We start from the raw sequence: 20943 nt of genomic DNA on the forward strand, positions 1-20943 counted from the left end.
GAAACCATCGTAGAAAATGCGACTAGCCTCAATCTGTCGAAAGGGAGTGACCAACGTGAATCTTTCCGAGGTGCTCGACCAGTTGCCCACCGATGGCGCTGGCAGACGCGTCTTCGGTGAACCCCACGAAACGGCTGACGGCAGCACCGTCATCCCCGTTGCCCGGATTCGGATGGGCCGGGGCAGGCGTGGTTCCGGCCCGGACTCGGCGCCTTTCGGTTACGCCGCCGTGCCGGCCGGAGTGTTCGTCGTGCACGACGGGAAAGCGTCCTGGGTGCCGGCCATCGACGAGAACCGGGTCGCGCTGATCGGGGTGACCACGGGCCTGCTGGCAGCGGTGATAGGGACCCTGGCGATACTCCGTCAGCCACCGTGGCCGAAGATCACCATCAAGGGCTGAAGGTCACGCCGACCGCCCGGAAGACGTACTCGGGCGGCACATCGAAGGCCAGCGAGCGCAGCGGCAGTTGGGCCAGCACGTCTTCGGGGATGGCGTCTTTGTAATGCAGCGAGAGTTGGCCGTTGAATTTCGGGTCGACCGCAGCGACGTCCAGGTCGAGCTGCAGCCCCGCCGTCGAGATCTCGGCGGTTGCGGCGCCGGCCTGCGCATCGTTCCAGCGCACGTCGACCACGCGGCCCGCCAGCCTCGGCACCACCGACAGCGTCGCGAGCACCCGCTCGGCGGTGAAGGCCAGCGAACCCACGAAGCTGCCGACCGTGTGTGACGCGCGTAGACCCGGGATCGCACCGCTGAACCGCCTGGTCACCGCGACGTACTCGGCGAGATAGATGAGTCCTTCGGCCTCGATCTGGGCACGCATGTCGGCGGGCAGCTTGCCAATGCCGAACAGCTTGCGAACGAATACCGCCATCCCGCCAGTATGGACTGATGACCCGACGACAGGACGCCTTGGCCGTTTCTCTCGCGGTGTCCGCCGTCGTGGTCTATGGGGTCCGGACACGCGCTCGAGGCCACGGCGGGCACGCTTGCGCTGCTGGCCGTGTCGCTGCCGCTGCTGGGTGCGGCGGCGCGCCGGATCGCGGTGGCGGTGGCTGCGTTGAGCGTGCTGACTGTGGGGATCGCCAGAGTCGCGCTGAACGTGCACTACCCGTCGGACGTGATGGCCGGCTGGGCGCTGGGATACCTGTTTTTCCTATTGTGCCTGTGGATAATCCGGCCCTCTTTGTCACGACGTGGAGACCCAGCCGGGGCTAAATCTTTACTTGACCATGTGGTTGGATCGGTCCGACCATGAATGGATGCGCCGACTGGGAGCTCCGCTGTTCGCTGCGGTGTGCCTGTTGTGCGCGTGGGTGGTGCTGGCTCCGGTGAGTTGCGCGGCCGGCAATCCGTGGTTCGCGAACTCGGTTGGCAATGCCACGCAAGTGGTTTCCGTTATCGGGACCGGTGGCTCGAACGCGAAGATGGATATCTACCAGCGCACCGCCGCCGGCTGGCAGCCGATCAAGACCGACATCCCCACCCACATCGGTTCGGCCGGTCTGGCGCCACAGGCCAAGAGCGGGTACCCGGCCACCCCGATGGGCGTCTACAGCCTCGACTCCGCCTTCGGCACCGCGCCGAATCCCGGTGGGGGACTGCCGTATACCCAAGTCGGGCCCAACCACTGGTGGAGCGGTGACGACCATAGCCCCACCTTCAACACCATGCAGGTGTGCCAGAAAGCCCAGTGCCCGTTCAACACCGAGGACAGCGAGAACCTACAAATCCCGCAGTACAAGCATGCGGTGGTGATGGGCGTCAACAAGAACAAGGTGCCCGGCGGCGGGGCCGCGTTCTTCTTTCACACGACCGACGGCGGCCCCACCGAGGGGTGCGTGGCCATCGACGACGCCACGCTGGTGCAGATCATCCGCTGGCTGCAGCCCGGCGCGGTGATCGCGATCGCTAAGTAGGTTTGATGTCCGCTCGGGCGCGGCCGGGCGTGACCTTGAACTTCAGTTCGGCCACCGACATCGTCGCCTCGTAGGTGCGGTCGTAACCGGTGCCGCTGATCTTCCAGCCGTCCGCGGTGCGCCGATACTGGTCGCGGTAGAAGGCTGCACCGATCAGCATGAAGTCGTATTCGGGCACGATGACCCGGTCCTGCAAATACCAGATGCCCGAAGCCGTGTCGCCGCTGACGGTGATCTCCGGATGCGTAACCCGGTGTTCGGTGACCACGCCGGGGCCCATCGCCGAGCTCAGGTACTCCACCAGATCGGCGCGATTGCTGAAGTGCAGTTCCTTGCCCAGCGACGACCCGTAAGCACCGACGATGTCCTCGGTCATGGTGTCGGCGAACTCGTCCCAGTGCTTGGTGTCCATCGCCCGCAGGTAGCGGTATTTGACTTGCTTGATCGCTTCGATATCGGCGGCGACGTCGTTGAGGCTCATCCCGTCATTGCAGCACACGGGTGACCATGTCGATCAGCGCGCGTCGCTCCTGGCTCCAATCGATCGGGGCGCCCATGATCATCTCGGCCAGCACCACGCCCCGCAGCGCCGCCCAGATCACCTCGGCCACACCCGCATTCGCCGGGTCCTCGGTAATCAGCCGCCCGAGCTGGCTGATCGCGGCGTTCATTTCCAGCAGGTGGCGCCGCGACGACTCGTCCGAGCCGCCGCGGGTGGCCCGCAGGATCTCGAACGCGGCCATCGAGGTCGGGCTGCTGTAGCAGCTCCACGCGGTGTCCACGACCACCTCGATGCGCTCCCGCAGCGGAAGCTCGCTGACGTCGGCCGACGACAGGCTCTCGACCAGCCTGGCCACCCCGTCGTCGACGACGGCCATCAGCATGCCGTTGCGGTCGCCGAAGTGGTACTGAATGACGCCCCAGGTCACGCCGGCGCGTTCGGCCACGTGCTTGGCGGTCGCCGCGGCGAACCCTTCCTCGACGATGCAGCGGACCGTCTCGTCGATGATCTTGGTCCGGGTGTCGTCGCCGCGTTTGCGTGGCGCGCGGGTACGCCGGGTCGGGGTGACCCTCTGGCCTGCGGCAATGGACATTGTTGACTTTATAACATAGTCGCGACTATTTTTGAAGAGTGACCCAGTCCCGATATGCGCAGCTGTCCCGCGAGCAGCTGGCCGTCCTGGTGCCTGAGCTGCTTCTGATCGGGCAGCTGATCGACCGCTCCGGCATGGCGTGGTGCATCAAAGAGTTCGGCCACGAAGAAATGCTGCAGATCGCCATCGAGGAGTGGGCGGGCGCCAGCCCGGTCTACACCAAGCGCATGCAGCGGGCGTTGAACTTCGAAGGCGACGACGTGCCCACGATATTCAAGGGCATACAGCTCGACATCGGGGCGCCGCCGCAATTCATGGATTTCCGGTACACGATCCATGACCGCTGGCACGGCGAATTCCACCTCGACCACTGCGGCGCGCTGCTCGACGTCGAGCCGATGGGCGACAAGTACGTCCGCGGCATGTGCCACACCATCGAAGATCCCACGTTCGACGCCACCGCGGCCGCGGTCAACCCGCACGCGCAGATGCGGCCCATCCATCGGCCGCCCCGAACGCCGTCCGATCGGCACCCGCACTGCGCGTGGACCGTCATCATCGACGAGTCCTACCCGGCGGCGCAGAACATTCCCGCAGTGGACGTCATTCGTGAAACATGGGCCGCGACCTGGGAACTCGATCCCGTCGACCGGTCGCAGCAGGGACGGGCGGATTACTCGGGTCCGCTGCTCTCCGACTTCGACTTCGGCGCGTACTCGCATTCGGCGCTGGTGCGGGTGGCCGAAGAAGTCTGCCTGCAGATGCACCTGCTCAACCTGTCGTACGCGATCGCGGTGCGAAAACGAGCCGCCGACGCCGAAATGGCCACCTCGATAAACACGCAGCAACTGATCGGCCTGGCCGGCGTGGCCGCCGAGCGCATTCGCCGAGCCCTGGATCTGCCCGCCGGGATCGACGGCGTGCTAAAGGTTTTGGAGTTGCATCCGCTGCTCAACCCGGCCGGTTATGTGGTGGCCGACGTCGAATCGCCGAGGCTGGTCGTGCACCGTTCACCGGCGCATGACGACGCGGCCTGGATTTCGCTGTGTTCTCCCGGATCGGTAAAGCCGTTGCAGGCCATCGCCACCGCGGTCGATCCGCACGTCCAGGTGCACGTCAGCGGGACCGACCTGGACTGGGTTGCTGAGCTGGTTGAATCCGATACCACCACAACGGAATTGCCAGAGGTCATGGTGGCCAAAGTCAGTAAGGGTTCCACCTTCGAGTTCGAGCCGAGGCGTTCGCTGCCACTTACCGTGGTATGAGCTGACGGCGGCTGTCAAGGGGCCGTTGGTACCTTTTCGGTGACGACACGGCATCGACCACGTACCAATGGGGTTGTGACCCAACCGTATCGGGCCCGACCATGGATATGGTTAACGCGGCCAAAAGACCCCCCATCGACGAAAGTTTTCGCTCTATGTACGACCCCTTGGGGTTGTCGATCGGGACCACCAACCTAGTCGCAGCGCGTAATGGAAGTCCGCCGGTCACACGTCGGGCTGTGCTGACCCTATATCCGCACTGCGCACCGAAAGTTGGTGTGCCTGAAGAGAACCCGAACCTGACCGAGCCGGGCATGCTGATGAGCGGCTTCGTGGAACGCATTGGCGACTCGGTGGCACTGGTATCGTCCGACGGGTCCGCTCACGACCCGGACCTGCTGATGGTCGAAGCCCTGGACGCGATGGTGGATGCCGCCGGCGCGGACGCGGGTTCCTCGGAGATCTCGATCGCGGTGCCGGCGTACTGGAAACCCGCGACGGTACAGGCGCTGCGCAACGGGTTACGCACCCATGTCGGCTTCGTCCGAAGTGGCATGGCGCCGCGGCTGGTCTCCGAGGCGGTCGCGGCATTGACCGCGGTGAACGCCGAGCTGGGACTGCCGGACGAGGGCGTGGTCGGGCTGCTCGATTTCGGCGGTGCCGGTACGTCCGCCACGCTGGTGCAACTCGGTGCCGAATTCGTGCCCGTCAGCGCCACCATGCGGTGCGCGGATTTCTCCGGCAACGAGGTCGATCATGCGTTGCTGCTTCATGTCTTCGAGGAACTCGGCGGCGATGTCGACTCGGCGAACACCGAAGCGGTCGGGCAGATCGGCAATCTCAGGGAGCAGTGCCGTGCGGCCAAAGAGCGGCTTTCCGCGGACGTTGTCACCGAATTGGTCACGGACTTCACCGGATTCAACTGCAACATTCAAGTAACCCGGGACCGGCTCGAAGATCTCATCCAGGATCGGCTGACCAGCTTCATCTATGCGTTCGACCACATGCTGGTGCGCTACAAGAAGGGCTGGCCGGAGCTGGCGGCGCTGGTCACCGTCGGTGGCGGCGCCAGTATTCCGCTTGTCACACATCGCCTTTCCAGGCACGCTCGGATTCCAATTCTGACCGCGTCGGAGCCGGCGCTGGCGGCCGCCACCGGCGCATTGCTGGTCGCCTCCCGCGGCGAACAGCTGGATATGCGGACGCGGACGTCGGTCGGCCTGCTCAGTGCGGCCGCCGGAACCAGTGTCATCGAACTGTCGGCCGGAGATGTGATGGTGATCGACCCGGACGCGCTGACGGACCGCGAATTGGCGTGGTCGCAGACCGAGTTCCCGGGCGAGCCGTCGACCCGCTTCCGCCGCGAAACCTACGACGACGACGATGGTCCGTCCGGTTGGTCGATGCGATTGAACTTGCTCGACCCGCCCAAGGCGCGGCCCTGGCGGCGCCTGCGGCTGTCGCAGCTGGTCATCGGGCTGAGCGCGCTGGTGGCCATGACCGCGATCGGCGGTGTGGCCTACACGTTGACGGGGGTCGAAAACCGCGAGGCGCCCGTCGTGCCCAGCATCGCGCCCCAGCCCGTGCCGCCACCCAGCTCCGTGGTCCCGAGCCCGTTGCCCCCACCACCCTCGGCTCCGCCGGTCCCCAGCGCCGCACCGGTCCCCAGCAGCGCGCCACCGCCACCCCCGCCACCGCCGTCGCCGTCGCCGCCACCGCCGGTCGTGGTGACGACCACCGCGCCGAAGCCCGTGGTGACGCCGACCACCACCGTGCCACCGAGGACGACCACCTCACCGTCGCCAACCACGACGACTCCGCCGACCACGACGACTCCACCGACCACGACGCCGCCGCCGACTACGACAACGACCACCACGACCGTGCCGATGACGACCGAGTGGTTGCGTATCCCGCTCATTCCGGTGCCCATCCCGGTTCAGGTTCCCCAGAACCAGGTGCCGGCTCCGCAGACTCCCCAGTACCCGCAGGCCCCCCAGTATCCCCAGTACCCCCAGTACCCCCAGTATCCGCAGAGCCCGCAGAACCCGTTCCTAGGTCCCGGCTACTGAGCGCAGGGGACACGTGGCGGATCGCGGCGAGTGAGCGCACACTGGGCAGTATCGGCTGGGCAGAAATGCGTGTGAACTGCAAGGAGGTCGCGTGGGCGACTACGGTGCGTTCGGGTTTGATCCCGACGACTTTGATCGGGTGATCAGGGAGGGCAGCGAGGGGCTGCGCGACGCGTTCGAGCGGATCGGCAGGTTCCTGGGTGCTCCGTCGGGCCGGGCGGGCTGGTCGGCGGTATTCGAGGACCTGTCCCGGCGTTCGCGGCCGGCGCCGGAAACCGCCGGGGAGGCCGGGGACGGTGTGTGGGCCATCTACACGGTGGCGGGCGACGGCGGTGCCCGCGTCGAGCAGGTGTATGCCACCGAACTCGACGCGCTGCGGGCAAACAAGGACAACGTGGATGCCAAGCGCAAGGTGCGGTTTCTGCCGTATGGCATAGCGGCCAGCGTCCTCGACGACCCCGAAGAGCCCACCTGACCCGATTTGCGGCATATCCTCTTGGATCGTGACCGCAACACCGTTGGGGTGCCACGTATGCGGCACCGAGCCCCGCCAGGGTGCGCGGTTCTGCGATGCGTGCGGCACCCCGCTGACGCTGGTCGCTGAGCCGGCCGAATACAAACAAGTCACCGTGCTCTTCGCCGACGTGGTGCGGTCGATGGACATCGCCGCGTCGCTGGGTCCGGAGCGGCTGCGTGAGGTGATGACCGAACTGGTCGAGCAGTCGGTGGCCGTGGTGCAACGCTACGGCGGGATCGTGGACAAGTTCACCGGCGACGGGATCATGGCGCTCTTCGGTGCGCCAATCGCATTGGAGGATCATGCGTTTCGCGCATGCCTGGCGGCAATGGACATCCAGCAAGACGCTCAGCGGCTGGCTGTCGAGGTGGGCCGCCGGGACGGGATCGACCTGCGGGTGCGCGTCGGCCTGAACTCCGGCCCGGTGATCGCCGGCGAAGTCGGCGCCACCCACCTGGGTTACACGGCGGTCGGTGAACACGTCGGCATGGCCCAGCGGATGGAATCGGTTGCGCCCCCGGGCGGCGTGATGCTCAGTGAATCGACGGCTCGGCTCGTCGAGGATCGGGTCGTCCTGGGAGAGCGCGAGAACGTGCAGATCAAGGGTGTCGACACCGGTGTGCCGGCGCGTCTGCTGCTGTCCACTGATGTCGACCGGCGCCGTAAGACCCGGCATGAGTCCAAGTTGGTGGGACGCCAATCGCAGAAGGACGCCGTCGCGGCGTTACTGGACCGGGCCGCCGACGGCGCCGGGAGCGTCATCACGGTGACGGGTCAGCCGGGCGTCGGCAAGACCAGGCTGGTCCGCGAGTCGGCCGGCGAGGCGCGCAAGCGCGGTTTCGAAGTGTTCGTCACCTATTGCGAATCCCACACTCGGGAGATCCCGCTCTACGTCGTCTCCCGGCTGTTGCGCACCGTCTTCGGGATCGGCCATCTCACGCTCGAACTGGCGCGGGCGCGGGTCCGCAGCAAAATTCCCGACGCCGCTGCGCAGGACTTGCTGCTGCTCGACGACCTGCTCGGCATCCGCGACACCGATGCACCGTTGCCCGATGTCAGTCCGGACGCGCGCCGTCGCCGCCTGCTCGACCTCATCAACACCATCTCGCTGGCACGCACGGAGCCCGCGGTCTACGTCATCGAGGACGTCCAGTGGATCGACAGCGTCAGCGAGGCGCTGCTCGCCGACTTCGCGGCGGCGATACCCGCAATGCAGGCGGTACTGATCGTCGCCTACCGGCCCGAATATTCCGGGACCCTGTCATGCATCGCCGGTGCTCATGCCTTTTCGCTTGTGCCGCTGAGTGATTCGGAAATCGCAGAGTTGATCAAAGGGCTGCTGGGTGAGCATCCTTCGGTGCTCGGACTGTCGAGCGTGATCGCCGAACGAGCGGCGGGCCTGCCGTTCTGTGCCGAAGAAATCGTGCGCGATCTGGCCGAGCGTTGTGAACTCTCGGGCGGGCCGGGCGCCTATGTGTGCGTGCGGGAGGTGCGGGATATCCACGTGCCGGCCAGTGTGCAAGCGATTATCGGCGCCCGCATCGATCGGCTCAGCGCTGCCGCGAAGCTCACCCTGAACGCGGCCGCCGTCATCGGCGCACAGTTCGATTCCGAATTGCTGGAGTCCCTGCTGGACTCACCGGATCTGGCGCCGCTGATCGAGGCCGAGCTCGTCGAACAGGTCGCGTTCACCCCGCACGCCACCTACGCGTTCTGCCATCCGCTCATCCAGGCGGTGGCATATGAATCGCAATTGAAGGCCGGGCGGTCCGACTTCCACCGTCGGGTGGCCGCGGTGATGCAACGAACGCACGGTGGGTTCACCGGCGAGGAGGCGGCCGTCGTCGCCACCCAGTACGCGGCCGCCGGCGACCTGCGGGATGCGTTCGACTGGCACATGCAGGCGGCGACCTGGTATGGCGCGCGGGACATCCGGGCGGCCCGGAAGAGTTGGCAGCAGGCGCTGCTTGTCGCCGACCAACTGCCCGGCGACGACGCCGATCGCCTGGCCATGCGGATCGCGCCGCGGGCGCTATTGTGCGGCAGCGCTTTTCAGGTGGGTGGCACGCCGGCCGACACCGGCTTCGACGAATTGCGGGAACTCACCACCGTCGCCGGCGACAAGAAGTCACTCGCCGTCGGAATGGCCGGGCACCTGACCACACTGACGTTCAATGCGCGCCATCGCGAGGCGGCGACCATGGCGTCGGAGTTCGCCACCCTCGTCGAGTCGATCGGCGACCCGGCGATGACGGTCGGGCTGTTCTACGCGGCCGCTCAGGCCAAATGGGAAGCGGGCGAGGCGACCGAGAGTCTGCGGTTGGCCCAACGGGTTATCGACATCGCCGACGGCGACGCCACCATGGGTGACTTCGTGATCGGATCGCCGCTGGCCTGGGCGCTCACGCTGCGCGGTGCCGCCGAGATGTGCCTGGGACGGTCGGGCTGGCGGGAGGACCTCAGGGCCGGAATCGTGCTGGCCCGGACGGCCGACGACGCCGCCCGGTCGTTTGTGCAGCTGTACAAGTACGCGGCCGCCATCCAGAACGGCGCCATCCAGCCCACTGCGCGAGACCTGGCTCTGGCGGACGAGTCGCTGGAAGTCGCCCGGCAATCCGGCGACAACGTCGCCGTCGCCTACGCGCTGATTAATTGCGCTATCGCCTTGTTGCACAAGGATTCTGAAGCCAGTGGCCTGGAATATCTGGCGCAGGCCAAACAGATGCTCGTGACCGAACAGCTGACCATGACGCTGCGCCGAATGTCCGTTATCGAATTCGCCCGCGAGCGCGCCCGATCCGGGGACATCGACGGCGCGATCGAGCTGGCCAACGGGGTTCTGGCCCAGCAGTTTGACACCGGGGAGATGATTTTCCGCGGCCCTGCCACAACGGCGTTGGTCGAGGCGCTGCTGGCGCGCGGCTCCGCTGCCGATTTCGAAGACGCCGAACGCGCGGTCGACACCCTCGAGGCGGTACCGACAGAACCTGGATTCGTGCTGCACCAGCTCCCGATACTGCGGCTGCGCGCGCTGCTGGCGCGGGCGCGGGGTGACGACGACGGGTATCGGCAATTCTCAAAGCGCTTCCGGGACAAGGCGAAAGAGGCCGAGTTCGAGGGATATCTGGCGCAGGCCGAAGAAATGCTCGGCGCTTGACGGTGGCGACCTGCGTCGCCGTGCTGCGCCGCGCTTGCCACCGGGCCTTTCGCCGAATGTGCTCTCAGGTCGGTTTTTTGAGGCCAATCGCGATCTGTGTGCAGTTTCGGCGGCCTCAGTTCAGTCTCGGCGCGTGCGGCCTGGGCATGCGGGCGGCCGGCTCGCCGAGACTGTAGTGAGGGTGTGGTTTTGAGCCGATTTTTCGCAGCAGTTACACGTTCGGCGCGGGCCGCGAAGTCAATCAGGCGATCGCTACGAATTCAGCCCTGCTGGACGACGTTCGACTGGCCGGACTTGGTGATCTTCGGCGAGCCCGAGTGATACGTCACCTGGTTTTGCAGACCGGAGGCCGTGATCGTGTCGACAGCGTCGACGGTGATCGAGTTCTTCACGCCGGACACGGTGAGGCTGGCGCAGTGGCCGGTGATCGTGACAATGTTGGACACCCCGCTGACGTTGACGATGTTGTCGCTGCAGGCAATGGTCCGACTCTCGCTGACGCCGCTGACGGTGATGGTGCCGCCGGCGGGTGGGCCGCCTGACGGCGCGGTCGGCGCGCTGGGGATGGTCGGGATGGCAACGGAGGGAATGGGAGGCAGCGCGATGCTCGGGACGGTCCTGGGCGCAGCGCTGGCCGGTCCAGCGCTCGGGGTCGTCGGCGCGACCGACCCGCCATGCGAGAAGCGGTGCGTGGCGACGGCGAAGATCCCGCCGATCAGCACCAGTACCCCAATGACCACAAACGCGGCCACGACCCAAATGACTCGACTGCCCGAGGACGATCTCGGCGCTGCGCCGGAGTAGGGGAGGCCTTGAGGATACGAGCCGTACGGGGGCGGTGGCGGTGGCGGTGTGTAGGCGTAGCCGGGCGGTTGAGTTCCACCCAGTTCGGACGCCCGTGCGTAATCGGCCAACGGTTGCTCCAGCTGCCGGATCCGATCTTCCGGGTCATCGTCTGGCTTCATGCACAGATGCTCCCACACGGCGGTTCGTTCTTACATTGTTGTTTGCTTCCTCTGTAGTTTCGGAGGGTGCCCGATTTGCCGAACCGCCAGATCCTGTTGCGTCGCCGTCCCACCGGTCTGGTCGAGCCCGGTGACACCCAGCTGATCACGTCGGCGGCACCCCAGCCCGCCGAGGGCGAGGCGTTGCTTCGCACCACCTATGTGGGGATCGACGCCGCCGCCCGCACTTGGCTCGACGACCAGCCCGGGTACCTGCCGCCGGTGCAAGTGGGCGAGGTGATCCGTGCCGCCGGGATCGGCGAAGTGGTCGAGACGCGCTGTGCCGCTTATGCCGTCGGCGATGTGGTCACCACGCTGACCGGCTTTCAGGAGTACGTGATCATCCGCGACGACGTGTTCAGCACGCCGATCCCCGGCGAGGACGACCAGCTGGCGATCATGTCGGTGTACGGCCCGACCGGTGCCACCGCCTACTTCGGGATGACCGACATCGGCCGGCCGCGCGGCGGGGAGACGGTGGTGATCTCGGCGGCCGCCGGCGCCACCGGATCGGTGGCGGGGCAGATCGCCAAGATCGCCGGAGCCCGGGTGGTGGGCATCGCGGGCGGGCCGGAGAAGTGCCGCGCGGTGGTCGAGGACTTCGGGTTCGACGCGTGCATCGACTACCAGAACGACGACCTGCCCGCGGCGCTCAAAGAGCACTGCCCCCGACGCGTCGACGTCTACTTCGACAACGTCGGCGGGCCCATCCTCGACGCGGTGCTCGGTCGGCTCAACCACAATGCCCGCGTTGTGCTCTGCGGCGTCATCTCCAGCTACCTGACCGGAGACCACCCCGGGCCGGCGAACTATGTGAACCTGCTGTCCAAGACCGCGCTGATGCAGGGCTTCAACTCCCTGCACCAGTGGGGCCGCTTCGACGAGGCATTCGCCAACCTCCGTCAGTGGGAGGCCGAGGGACGCCTGCGGCACCGGCAGACCATTTTCGAGGGCATCGAATCCTGCGTCGACGCCCTCAACGGGCTGTTCATCGGCGCCAACATCGGCAAGACGCTGGTCAAGCTCAGCGAACCGACCAGCGGGTAGGGCCGCACCACCGGTTACCTTGCCGCACAACGATTATCGCGGATTATCGCGGATTATCGCGGATTGTCGCGCGGGCCGTCAGTTCACGCCGGCCGCCCTACCACCGCCCAATTCAGGCCTAGTCTTCCGCCAGGACGCGATGCAGGGTCTTCTTGGCGTCGGTCAGGGCTTCCAGCACTTTGGTCCGGGTTTCGGCGAGCTGCTGCTTCTGCTCGTCGGTGCCGGTCCAGACGATGGTGCGGGCCAGTCCCGCGATTTCGAAGAGCGTCCTGCGGATCTTGAAGACATCGCCGAACTTGGCTGCGCGGGACAGGAATGCCTGAGCGGTCTCGCTGGTGACACCGCGCCACGCCAGCAGGTTCTGGCCGAACTCGGTCAGGGTGGCGACGCCGTTGTCCACGGTCACCACGCCGCGACCGGCGAGCAGTCCGATGGCGAGGTCGGCCATCTCCTGCGGCGGGGTGATCGCACCGTCGGTCTTGTCGGAGACCCGCTGCACGACCTGCGCCGCGTCAGCCGGCCCGTCGAGCAGCATCGCGGCGGTGCCGAAGGCCGCGCGCTTGAGCGGGCCCCGGCCATGCTTGCCGAAGCCGGGAACGCCGCCCCAGCCGGGACCGCCACCCCAGCCGGGGCCGCCGGCCCCGGGACCGCCACCCCAGCCGGGACCCCCGAAACCGGGTCCGCCGAAACCAGGCCCGCCAAAGCCGGGGCCACCACCGAAGAATCCACCACCGAACATGTCCACTGCTTCCTTTCCTGTGATGACGACTGTCACCGATATATCAACTTCCTTGATACCAGCGATCGCACCGGTGTCAACTGCGTTGATGGCCTATGCGCTGGAGGCTTGGCCCGGCGCGTCGGTGTCGAGGCTTTCGCGCGACCTGTCTGACTGCGCCACCATGATCTTGGCCGCCACGTCGTCGAGCGCGCTCTGCAGCATCCGGGACAGCAGTGTCATCGCCAGAGGTCTTGTCCGGGTTGCATTTTCGGCGATATCGGCCCAGCCCGGCGTGGCGAACCCGGATTCGACGAACGGATTCCACACGTCATTGACATACATCTGCAGGACCAGGTCGGCGATCTCGTGCTGATGCCGGTCGACCTCGAGCAGGGTGTCGACCAGGCGGTCCAAGGTCATGCCCGCCGCCACCATCTGCTCGATCTCGGTCAGCATCGCGAGATCGCGGACGGCGACCGTGTCGTCGTCGACATCGGCGATCAGCCCCAACCGGGCCAGCGCCTCCTCCGCCGCTTCGCCCAGTCGCTCGGCCAGCTCCGCGCGCGGCATATTCGCCGGCAAGCTGGCGGCGAATGGACTCAACACCTGGGTCGCCAGATTGCGGACCTGGTCCTCCGAGTCGCTGCTGCGTTCGATCAGCTTGCGGATGATGTCGAGTGAGAGGCCCTGCGTCCGTAGCTGCTTGACCCGCTCGATCAGCGCGACGTGCTCGCTGGAGTACACACCGACGCGCCCGCGCCGCTCGGGCGGAGGGATCAGGCCCAGCGTTTGCCACTCGCGGATATTGCGCGCCGTCATCGCGACGCGCTGAGCAAGCTGGTCGATCGTAAGCTCCATTAGCTCGGAAGATTACACCGTTGACTGTTACGGAACTGACCGTTACGGTTCAAACCGTAACAATTGGGGCGCGGACAAGGGGCCTGCGATGGTGGTGAAATACGACGCACGCCTGGCCCGGTCGGTCTTGCCGTCCATCGCCAAGGGGCTGGTGAAGAACCTCAGCGTCGACATTGCGGCGAAGTTCTCGCACCGGACGTATCCGGGTGTCGCGGACACGGCGTTCGATCCCTTCGACCCGGTCACGGCGGCCAATCCCTACCCCGGTTACCGGGAGCTGCTGGCGGGCCCGCGGGTCCACTTCAACCGCCGCCGAGGCATTTTCATCCTTAGCCGGCACGATGACGTCCGCACGGCCGCCCGCGCCGACGCGCTGCTGTCCAGCCGGGAGGGCGTGGTGCGCTCGCGCGTCGAGGCGCCGATTCTGCTGCACCTGGATCGCCCGAGGCACACCGAGCTGCGGCGCAAGGTGCAACCGGCCTTCGCGCGCGGGGCGCTGCACAGCTGGCAGCCGATGGTGGATCGGCTGGCCCGCGAACTGGTGACGGGCCTGCTCGAACGGCCGGGAGCCGATGTCGTGCGGTCGCTGGCGGTGCCGATGCCGATGCGGATGATCGCCTACATCCTGGGCGTCCCACCCGAAGACGAGAAGTTCTTCCGGCGTTGGTCCAACGAGGCCATCCGGGTGGCCAACGTCCAGTCGACGCCGCGCGGGCTGAGTCAGATCGCCCCCACCTGCTACGGAGTCCGCCAGTTACACACCTACTTTCAGACCCAACTCGAAAGAGGCGCGTTGCTGGGCGAGAACACCGTGATGGGGCGGCTGGTCGCCAACACCGAAGACGGTGAGATCACCGCCGACGAGATGTTCTTCTTCGTGCTCCTGTTGCTGCTGGCGGGGAACGAGACGACGACCAACCTGCTCGGCGCCATGTTCCTGGTCCTGTCGCAGCATCCCGACCAGTTCGAACAGATCCGCGCCGATCCCGACGGATTACTCGGCAGCGCCATCGAGGAGCTGCTGCGGTATATCTCGCCGATCCAGGGCTTCTACCGAACTGCGCTGCGCGACTACCATGTTGGCGACGCCGTCATCCCCGCCGACTCCCGCGTCGCCCTGCTGTGGGGTGCCGCCAACCGTGACCCGCGCGTCTACGACAACCCCGACGCCTTTGTCGCCGCACGCAATCCCACCAACCACGTCGCGTTCGGATCCGGTGTCCACCTGTGTCTGGGCGCCGGACTGGCCCGCATGGAGGGCAAGGCGGTGCTGCGCGAGCTGGTCGAGCGGGTGGACCGCATCGATGTGGTCGGTGCGCCGGAGTGGACGACCAACAGCTCACTGCGGGGATTGAAACGGATGGAGGTCAGTCTGCATGGCAGATAGGGTTTTTATCGTCGGCGTCGGAATGACGAAGTTCGAGAAGCCCGGCCGCCGCGAGGGCTGGGACTATCCCGACATGGCCCGCGAATCGGGTGGAAATGCATTGGCGGACGCGGGCATCGACTATCGAGAGGTTCAGGAAGCCTACGTCGGCTACGTCTACGGCGAGTCCACCTCGGGACAGCGCGCGGTCTACGAACTCGGCATGACCGGCATCCCGGTGGTCAACGTCAACAACAACTGCTCGACGGGTTCGACGGCACTGTTCCTGGCCGCCAGGGCAATTCGCGGAGGACTGGCCGACTGTGCACTGGCGCTGGGCTTCGAGAAGATGCAGCCGGGCTCGCTGGGATCGACCTATGACGACCGGGCGCAACCGATGGAGAAGCACATCCTGGCGATGGCCGAGATCTCCGAAGTGCTGTTTCCGCCCGCACCCTGGATGTTCGGGGCGGCCGGCCGTGAACACATGCGCGAATACGGCTCTACCGCCGAGCATTTCGCCAAGATCGGGTACAAGAACCACAAACACTCGGTGAACAACCCGTACGCCCAGTTCCAGGACGAGTACACCCTCGACGACATCCTGGCCGCTCGAATGATCTACGACCCGCTGACTAAACTGCAGTGCTCGCCCACGTCGGACGGATCGGGCGCGGCCATCCTGGCCAGCGAGCGATTCGTCGACGAACACGACCTGGCCGCCCAAGCCGTCGAGATCGTCGGGCAGGCGATGACCACCGACTTCGCCGACAGCTTCGACGGCACCTGCAAGGCACTGATCGGCCACCACATGAACGTGGCCGCGGCCCGCAGTGTGTACGAGCAGAGTGGACTGGGGCCCAGCGACTTTCAGGTCATCGAACTGCACGACTGCTTCTCCGCGAACGAACTGCTGCTCTACGAGGCCCTCGGATTGTGCGGCGAAGGAGAAGCGCCCAAATTGATCGACAACGGCGACACCACCTACGGCGGGCGCTGGGTGGTCAACCCGTCGGGCGGGCTGATTTCCAAGGGGCATCCGTTGGGTGCCACCGGGTTGGCGCAGTGCGCGGAGCTGACCTGGCAGCTGCGCGGCACCGCCGACAAAAGGCAGGTCGAGGGCGTCAGCGCAGCGCTGCAACACAACATCGGGCTCGGCGGCGCTGCCGTCGTCACCGCTTACCAGCGGGCCGAGCGATAGCAGGAGGGAACCACATATGGGACACATCGAAGCCAGTCGCACGCTGGCGGCCGACCCGGCGGATCTGTGGGCCACCGTCGCTGACCCAGGGTCCTGGGACAAGTGGTTCACCGTCCACGAGCGCTGGCTCGGCGAGGCGCCGGCCGTGCTCACCGAGGGCGACACGCTCACCGCGAAGATCGTCATGCTCGGCATGGCCAACAAGATCGAGTGGACCGTCGAGGAAATGAATGCGCCCAGCAGAATGGTGATGTCGGGCACCGGAATGGCCGGGGTCAAGGCGCGTTTCACGTTCAGCATCGACCCGGCCGACGGTGGATCGAACTTCACTGTCGCCGGCGACTTCGAGGGTGCTTTGATCAAGGGTGCACTGGGCAAGGCCGTGGAGAAGGACGGGATGAAGCAGCTCGACAAGACTCTCGAGCAACTGGACGCGGTTGCGGTGTCGCATGGGGTCGGCGGGGGGGAGCATGCCTGACGAGGTGGCATTCGACGACAGTGGGCTCTGCCGGTGGACCGACGAGGAGCGGTTCGTGGTCACCCCGGAGCGGGTTGCCGAATACGCCGCGGCCACCAACGATCCCATCGAGGCGCACCGCAGTGGCGCCGCGGCGCCGCCGGTGTTCGCGATCGTCCCGGTGTTCGATGCCATGCTCAGCCCGGCCGTCGATGTCATGCCGGTGGAACTGATCCCTCGAGTGGTACACGGAGAGCAGGACTTTCGCTTCCACCGGGCGATTCGGCCGGGTGAAGAGTTGTTGTCGCGGGCCAAGATGATCGGATACGAGGGTCTGCCCAACGGGACCCGTGCGACGATCCTGATGGAATGCCGTTCGCTCGACGGGGAGCTGGTCAACGAGCAGTACGCGACCTGCTTCGTGCGCAAGTTCGACGCCGGCAAGAAGGTCGGCGAGCTCGGCCCCGGCCATAAGTTCGACGCCGGACTGCGGGGGCAGGCGCCCGTCGCCAAGGTCACCCAGCACGTCGACGCCGACCAGACGTTCCGGTACGCGCAGGCCTCGGGTGACCCGATGCCGGTCCACCTCGACGAGGAAGTGGCCAAGGCCGCCGGGCTGCCCGGCATCATCGCCCACGGCTTGTGCACGATGGCATTCGCTTCGTGGGCGTTGCTGACCGAGCTGGCCGACTCGGATGTGAACAGGCTCAAGCGCTTTGCCGTCAGGTTCTCGAAGATGGTGCTGCCCGGAGACGACATCGAGACGCACATCTGGCGCACCGGGTCGTCCGCTGGAGTCACCAGCTTTGCCTTCGAGACCGTTCGCGGCGAGGATCTGGTGCTCACCGACGGACTAGCCGAAATCGCGGACTGAAGGAAGGCAGAAAGTGGGAGTTTTAGAGGGACGCGTCGCCGTCATCACCGGTGCCGGGCGTGGCATCGGCCGGGAACACGCACTGCTGTTCGCCGCCGAAGGCGCCGCGGTGGTGGTCAACGACCTGGGCGGCGACAACACCGGCGAAGGCTCCGACGCGGGACCGGCATCCGAAGTCGTCGACGAGATCGTCGCCGCCGGTGGCCGCGCGGTGGCCAACAACGCGAACGTCTCCGATTGGGATGGAGCGAAAAGCCTTGTGGAGCAAGCCGTCAGTGAGTTCGGCCAGCTCGACGTCCTGGTCAACAACGCAGGCATCCTGCGCGACTCCTTCATCCCCGGGCTGGACGAGTCCCAATGGGACGCCGTCATCGCCGTTCACCTCAAGGGGCACTTCGCCACCCTGCGCCATGCCGCCGAGTACTGGAAGGCGCGGACCAAGGCCGGTGACCGGCCCAAGGCGGCGGTAATCAACACCGCGTCCGGGTCGGGGACCACGCTGCCCAATCCAGGCCAGGCCAACTACGGCGCGGCCAAGGCCGCGATCGCGGCGCTGACACTGGTCGCGGCCGCCGAACTGGACCGCTACGGAGTGCGGGTCAATGCCATCGCACCGATCGCGCGCACCCGGTTGACGCTGGCCACGCCGGGGATGGGCAACCTGATGGCCGAGCCGGACGACGGCAGCTTCGACCTGTTCTCGCCGGCTAACATTTCGCCGCTGGTCGCCTACCTGGCGATGGAGAACTGCCCGATAACCGGCCATGTGTATGCCGTCCAGGGCGGTGCGATTTCCCAGCTCGGGGGGTGGCACGACGTCGCGACCATCGAAACCGACGCACTTTGGCAGATCGAGGACATCGCCGCGCGGCTACCACACTGACCGGCGGGTATGTCCAGCCAGACGCCTGGCGGTGCGCGAGAAATCCACTTCAGACGAGCGGGAACGGCCGGATGCGGATGCGGTCGCCCCCTGACGCATGGTTGTATAACAGCGTTTGCGAAAGTTGCTAGGGGATGGCGCCGAGTCGGACGTCCCGGTCGATTGATGGGTGGTTTGTGTATGGATCGTCGCAGCATGTTGACGATGGCGGGGATGGGAATGCTTGCTGCTGCGGTCGGCGTCCCGAACATTCCGGAGGCCCAAGCCGGGCCCTACATCTTCAACGACGAGTTCGACGGCCCTGCCGGCTCAGGCCCCGATCCCGCCAAATGGACAGTGCAGACCTGGCAGGACGACGTGTTCCCGCCGGTCGACGGGATATACCGCAACGATCGCCGAAACGTGTTCCAGGACGGCAAGTCCAACCTCGTCCTGATGGCAACCCAGGAGATGGGCACCTACTACAGCGGCAAACTGCGCGGCAACTTTCGGAGCATGATCAACCAGACCTGGGAAGCGAAGATCAAGCTGGACTGCTTGACCGTCGGCCTGTGGCCCTCGTTCTGGGGTGTCAACGAGGATCCGCTGCCAGACGGTGAGGTCGACATTTTCGAGTGGTACGGCAACGGCAGCTGGCCGGCGGGGACCACGGTCCACGCGGCATCCAACGGGAAGACGTGGGAAGGCAAATCGATCCCCGGTCTGGTCGACGGCAACTGGCACGTATGGCAAATGCATTGGGGTGAGGACGGATTCAAGTTCTCGCGAGACGGTGCACCGTACTTCAGTGTTCCGCCGAAGCCCATCCAGGTGCATGGCGGCGCTCCGGGTGACCTGCGGTGGCCGTTCAACAATCCCGGCTACTGGATGACTCCGATGTTCACCCTCGCGGTCGGTGGGGTCGGCGCAGGCGACCCGGCGGCGGGTCAATTCCCGGCGGCCATGCTGATCGACTACATCCGGATCTATTAGCATTAGCCGACGCTATTTCTCCGCCTTGATCACCTGAACCAGGTTGAACTGCCAGCGCTCGACGAGCCGGAAGCCCAGGTCGTGCGGAACCGCGAAAGCGGGTGTCGGGCCGTAGACCGGGCCGGGCGGAATCGCCACACCCTGCTCGTGCGCGGGCATCGACTTGTCGGCTTGGGTGATGATCCATACCACGCGGCACCGACTCAACGGCCTGGCGACAACCTCCGGGATCAGGTTGGTGTCGAAGACATCGCGGCGGTCCGTGGCGCGCTGCCAAAGGGTGAGGTCGACCAGCTTCCGATAGGCATCAGGGCGCGCCGCCAGCAACGGTCGCATCGGGGCAGGCATGAAGGTCACGGTGTCGTTGACGAGCAGGCAATCACCCGGTGCTGCCTGTGCCGTGATCAGATCGGCGACCTGACTGTAGTCCATGCCGTATTTAGCGTACGGGTTACTTTGCACACGAACGTAATTCGGCGCGGCAGCGACGGCGAAAAGGCTCACCAGAGCCACCGCCACCCACGGTCTGACCGCCAATGCGCCGACACAGACCCCCAGGACCAGTGCCATCGCCGGTGCGGTGAAGGACAGGTAACGCGGCGTGTAGACCGGGTGAGTCAGCGCCGACAAGGTGACGACGAGGGCGGTCGGTATCACGATCCAGGCACCCGCTAACGTCAGCAGTTGCCGATCTGTCTGCGCGAGTTTCGCGGATGTGAAGAGCCACAAGGCAATAGCCGCTGCTAGCACGATCGCGGACAACAGCGCGAACGCGGGGCTTCTTTCGAAGTATTGCTGAACCAGCACGTCTTCGATCGTTCGGTGGCCGATCGGCGCGATCCATTTGACCTGGTGAACCTGGCCAACGACCTCAATCACGAACGGCGCCAAGGCGCAAACAGTCAGAACCGACGTGACGGCGAACTGGATCAGGACCTTTTGACGGCGCAGGAAAGCGCACATGTAGACGACGTGCGCCAGCAGCACCAGCACCAGATACACTTCGAGCAGCACCGCCAGCGCCAGGGCAATCCCGTAACACAGCCAGATCCAACGGCTTTCACGACGGGCAGCGACGACGAGCAGCACGGTCAGCCACACGGCGGCCATCATCGACATCGCGTAGGGGCGAGCCTCGATACCTGCCCAGGTCGTCCGCGGCAAGATTCCGCACAAAACTCCGGCGCTCAGAGCGACGGTGCGAGACGAGAACTGCTTGCCCAGCACCACGATTCCCGCCGCCGCACCGCCCGCGGCCAGACCGCTGGGCACGCGCGACCAGAACTCGGTGGGCGGAAAGATCTGAAACCAGCCGTGCATGAACAGGTAGTACAGGCCGTGCACCGCGTCGACGTTGCCCAACATCTGCCACAGCTGACCAAGCGATCGGCTGTACGACGCCGAAATGGTTGCGGCTTCGTCGTACCAGAAAGACGGACGGGCGGCGCCGGCCAGACTCACCGCGGCGGCCAGCACGCAGGCGATCAACGGATCCAGACGCCGCGACACACCGCTATGTTGCCAGAGCCGTTCAGCGC

20 protein-coding genes and 1 pseudogene are annotated in these 20943 nt (G+C 66.0%); 14 read left to right on the forward strand and 7 right to left on the reverse strand.

The genetic code is table 11. The features are described from left to right. Positions 1–55: 55 nt before the first annotated feature. Positions 56–400: a hypothetical protein gene (locus tag VML93_RS16760; RefSeq protein ID WP_325612324.1), complete on the forward strand. Its 345-nt coding sequence runs from the start codon at positions 56–58 to the stop codon at positions 398–400. Here the strand turns inward: VML93_RS16760 and VML93_RS16765 are convergent. Continuing rightward, the gene (locus VML93_RS16765) at positions 390–872 is read right to left on the reverse strand and encodes a hypothetical protein (protein WP_325612326.1); all 483 of its coding nucleotides are present in this window, start codon (positions 870–872) and stop codon (positions 390–392) included. The two genes, VML93_RS16760 and VML93_RS16765, sit on opposite strands and share 11 nt — an antisense overlap. Before the next feature lie 66 nt (positions 873–938). Here VML93_RS16765 and VML93_RS16770 point away from each other — a divergent pair. Both VML93_RS16770 and VML93_RS16775 read left to right on the forward strand, forming a co-directional pair. After that, positions 939–1256, forward strand: a pseudogene (locus VML93_RS16770) (phosphatase PAP2 family protein); the annotation flags it as partial. A gap of 4 nt (positions 1257–1260) precedes the next feature. Continuing rightward, the gene (locus tag VML93_RS16775; RefSeq protein WP_325612330.1) at positions 1261–1917 is read left to right on the forward strand and encodes a L,D-transpeptidase; all 657 of its coding nucleotides are present in this window, start codon (positions 1261–1263) and stop codon (positions 1915–1917) included. Here VML93_RS16775 and VML93_RS16780 read toward each other — a convergent pair. Further along, positions 1910–2398: a nuclear transport factor 2 family protein gene (locus tag VML93_RS16780; protein WP_414686380.1), complete on the reverse strand. Its 489-nt coding sequence runs from the start codon at positions 2396–2398 to the stop codon at positions 1910–1912. The two genes, VML93_RS16775 and VML93_RS16780, sit on opposite strands and share 8 nt — an antisense overlap. A gap of 4 nt (positions 2399–2402) precedes the next feature. After that, the gene (locus VML93_RS16785) at positions 2403–3011 is read right to left on the reverse strand and encodes a TetR/AcrR family transcriptional regulator (RefSeq protein WP_325612332.1); all 609 of its coding nucleotides are present in this window, start codon (positions 3009–3011) and stop codon (positions 2403–2405) included. A gap of 38 nt (positions 3012–3049) precedes the next feature. Between VML93_RS16785 and VML93_RS16790 the strand changes: the two genes are divergently transcribed. The 4 genes from VML93_RS16790 to VML93_RS16805 all read left to right on the forward strand — a co-directional run bounded on the left by VML93_RS16790 (position 3050) and on the right by VML93_RS16805 (position 10022). After that, positions 3050–4276, forward strand: coding sequence for a hypothetical protein (locus VML93_RS16790; RefSeq protein ID WP_325612334.1), 1227 nt, complete (start codon positions 3050–3052; stop codon positions 4274–4276). 155 nt (positions 4277–4431) lie between these two features. Continuing rightward, entirely contained in the window at positions 4432–6348 is a 1917-nt protein-coding gene (locus VML93_RS16795; protein ID WP_325612335.1) for an Hsp70 family protein, read from the forward strand. Positions 6349–6439: 91 nt separating this feature from the next. Further along, on the forward strand, positions 6440–6823 hold the full coding sequence (locus tag VML93_RS16800; protein ID WP_325612337.1) for a hypothetical protein: 384 nt from the start codon (positions 6440–6442) through the stop codon (positions 6821–6823). Positions 6824–6851: 28 nt separating this feature from the next. Then, positions 6852–10022, forward strand: coding sequence for an AAA family ATPase (locus VML93_RS16805; protein ID WP_325612338.1), 3171 nt, complete (start codon positions 6852–6854; stop codon positions 10020–10022). Between the two features lie 260 nt (positions 10023–10282). On the opposite strand, the gene VML93_RS16810 is transcribed toward VML93_RS16805, so the two are convergent. Continuing rightward, positions 10283–10987, reverse strand: coding sequence for a DUF3060 domain-containing protein (locus VML93_RS16810; RefSeq protein ID WP_325612340.1), 705 nt, complete (start codon positions 10985–10987; stop codon positions 10283–10285). A 66-nt stretch (positions 10988–11053) separates the two neighbouring features. Between VML93_RS16810 and VML93_RS16815 the strand changes: the two genes are divergently transcribed. Next, positions 11054–12073 carry an NADP-dependent oxidoreductase gene (locus VML93_RS16815; protein ID WP_325612342.1) on the forward strand — a complete coding sequence of 340 codons (1020 nt, stop codon included), beginning with the start codon at positions 11054–11056 and terminating at the stop codon, positions 12071–12073. A gap of 118 nt (positions 12074–12191) precedes the next feature. Here the strand turns inward: VML93_RS16815 and VML93_RS16820 are convergent, their stop codons facing one another. Both VML93_RS16820 and VML93_RS16825 read right to left on the reverse strand, forming a co-directional pair. Continuing rightward, positions 12192–12812: a hypothetical protein gene (locus tag VML93_RS16820; protein WP_325612384.1), complete on the reverse strand. Its 621-nt coding sequence runs from the start codon at positions 12810–12812 to the stop codon at positions 12192–12194. A 93-nt stretch (positions 12813–12905) separates the two neighbouring features. Beyond that, the gene (locus VML93_RS16825; RefSeq protein ID WP_325612343.1) at positions 12906–13652 is read right to left on the reverse strand and encodes a MerR family transcriptional regulator; all 747 of its coding nucleotides are present in this window, start codon (positions 13650–13652) and stop codon (positions 12906–12908) included. An 88-nt stretch (positions 13653–13740) separates the two neighbouring features. Between VML93_RS16825 and VML93_RS16830 the strand changes: the two genes are divergently transcribed. The 6 genes from VML93_RS16830 (at position 13741) to VML93_RS16855 (ending at position 19405) form a co-directional block, all read left to right on the forward strand. Further along, positions 13741–15039, forward strand: a complete 1299-nt coding sequence (locus VML93_RS16830; protein ID WP_325612344.1) for a cytochrome P450 — start codon at positions 13741–13743, stop codon at positions 15037–15039. After that, the gene (locus VML93_RS16835) at positions 15029–16219 is read left to right on the forward strand and encodes a lipid-transfer protein (protein ID WP_325612346.1); all 1191 of its coding nucleotides are present in this window, start codon (positions 15029–15031) and stop codon (positions 16217–16219) included. Before VML93_RS16830 ends, VML93_RS16835 begins: the two co-directional genes overlap by 11 nt. Positions 16220–16235: 16 nt before the next feature. Continuing rightward, a complete protein-coding gene (locus VML93_RS16840; protein ID WP_325612347.1) occupies positions 16236–16697 on the forward strand; it encodes a type II toxin-antitoxin system Rv0910 family toxin in 462 nt (153 codons plus the stop codon). After that, on the forward strand, positions 16690–17550 hold the full coding sequence (locus VML93_RS16845; protein WP_325612349.1) for a MaoC/PaaZ C-terminal domain-containing protein: 861 nt from the start codon (positions 16690–16692) through the stop codon (positions 17548–17550). Before VML93_RS16840 ends, VML93_RS16845 begins: the two co-directional genes overlap by 8 nt. Positions 17551–17563: 13 nt before the next feature. Beyond that, on the forward strand, positions 17564–18433 hold the full coding sequence (locus VML93_RS16850) for an SDR family oxidoreductase (RefSeq protein WP_325612351.1): 870 nt from the start codon (positions 17564–17566) through the stop codon (positions 18431–18433). 180 nt (positions 18434–18613) lie between these two features. Then, complete coding sequence (locus VML93_RS16855; protein ID WP_325612353.1) at positions 18614–19405, forward strand: glycoside hydrolase family 16 protein; 792 nt, start codon at positions 18614–18616, stop codon at positions 19403–19405. A gap of 12 nt (positions 19406–19417) precedes the next feature. Here the strand turns inward: VML93_RS16855 and VML93_RS16860 are convergent, their stop codons facing one another. Beyond that, positions 19418–20914 carry a glycosyltransferase family 39 protein gene (locus VML93_RS16860; RefSeq protein WP_325612354.1) on the reverse strand — a complete coding sequence of 499 codons (1497 nt, stop codon included), beginning with the start codon at positions 20912–20914 and terminating at the stop codon, positions 19418–19420. Positions 20915–20943: the final 29 nt, after the last annotated feature.

Source organism: Mycobacterium sp., assembly GCF_035499775.1.
GTDB lineage: Bacteria > Actinomycetota > Actinomycetes > Mycobacteriales > Mycobacteriaceae > Mycobacterium.

Excerpts from the sequence above, each read along its gene's own strand:
- VML93_RS16840 (WP_325612347.1), top strand. The coding sequence starts at position 16,236 with ATGGGACACATCGAAGCCAGTCGCACGCTGGCGGCCGACCCGGCGGAT.
- VML93_RS16820 (WP_325612384.1), bottom strand. The coding sequence starts at position 12,812 with ATGTTCGGTGGTGGATTCTTCGGTGGTGGCCCCGGCTTTGGCGGGCCT.
- VML93_RS16825 (WP_325612343.1), bottom strand. The coding sequence starts at position 13,652 with ATGGAGCTTACGATCGACCAGCTTGCTCAGCGCGTCGCGATGACGGCG.
- VML93_RS16775 (WP_325612330.1), top strand. The coding sequence starts at position 1,261 with ATGCGCCGACTGGGAGCTCCGCTGTTCGCTGCGGTGTGCCTGTTGTGC.
- VML93_RS16830 (WP_325612344.1), top strand. The coding sequence starts at position 13,741 with ATGGTGGTGAAATACGACGCACGCCTGGCCCGGTCGGTCTTGCCGTCC.
- VML93_RS16795 (WP_325612335.1), top strand. The coding sequence starts at position 4,432 with ATGTACGACCCCTTGGGGTTGTCGATCGGGACCACCAACCTAGTCGCA.
- VML93_RS16845 (WP_325612349.1), top strand. The coding sequence starts at position 16,690 with ATGCCTGACGAGGTGGCATTCGACGACAGTGGGCTCTGCCGGTGGACC.
- VML93_RS16855 (WP_325612353.1), top strand. The coding sequence starts at position 18,614 with ATGGATCGTCGCAGCATGTTGACGATGGCGGGGATGGGAATGCTTGCT.
- VML93_RS16810 (WP_325612340.1), bottom strand. The coding sequence starts at position 10,987 with ATGAAGCCAGACGATGACCCGGAAGATCGGATCCGGCAGCTGGAGCAA.
- VML93_RS16785 (WP_325612332.1), bottom strand. The coding sequence starts at position 3,011 with ATGTCCATTGCCGCAGGCCAGAGGGTCACCCCGACCCGGCGTACCCGC.
- VML93_RS16765 (WP_325612326.1), bottom strand. The coding sequence starts at position 872 with ATGGCGGTATTCGTTCGCAAGCTGTTCGGCATTGGCAAGCTGCCCGCC.
- VML93_RS16835 (WP_325612346.1), top strand. The coding sequence starts at position 15,029 with ATGGCAGATAGGGTTTTTATCGTCGGCGTCGGAATGACGAAGTTCGAG.
- VML93_RS16780 (WP_414686380.1), bottom strand. The coding sequence starts at position 2,398 with ATGAGCCTCAACGACGTCGCCGCCGATATCGAAGCGATCAAGCAAGTC.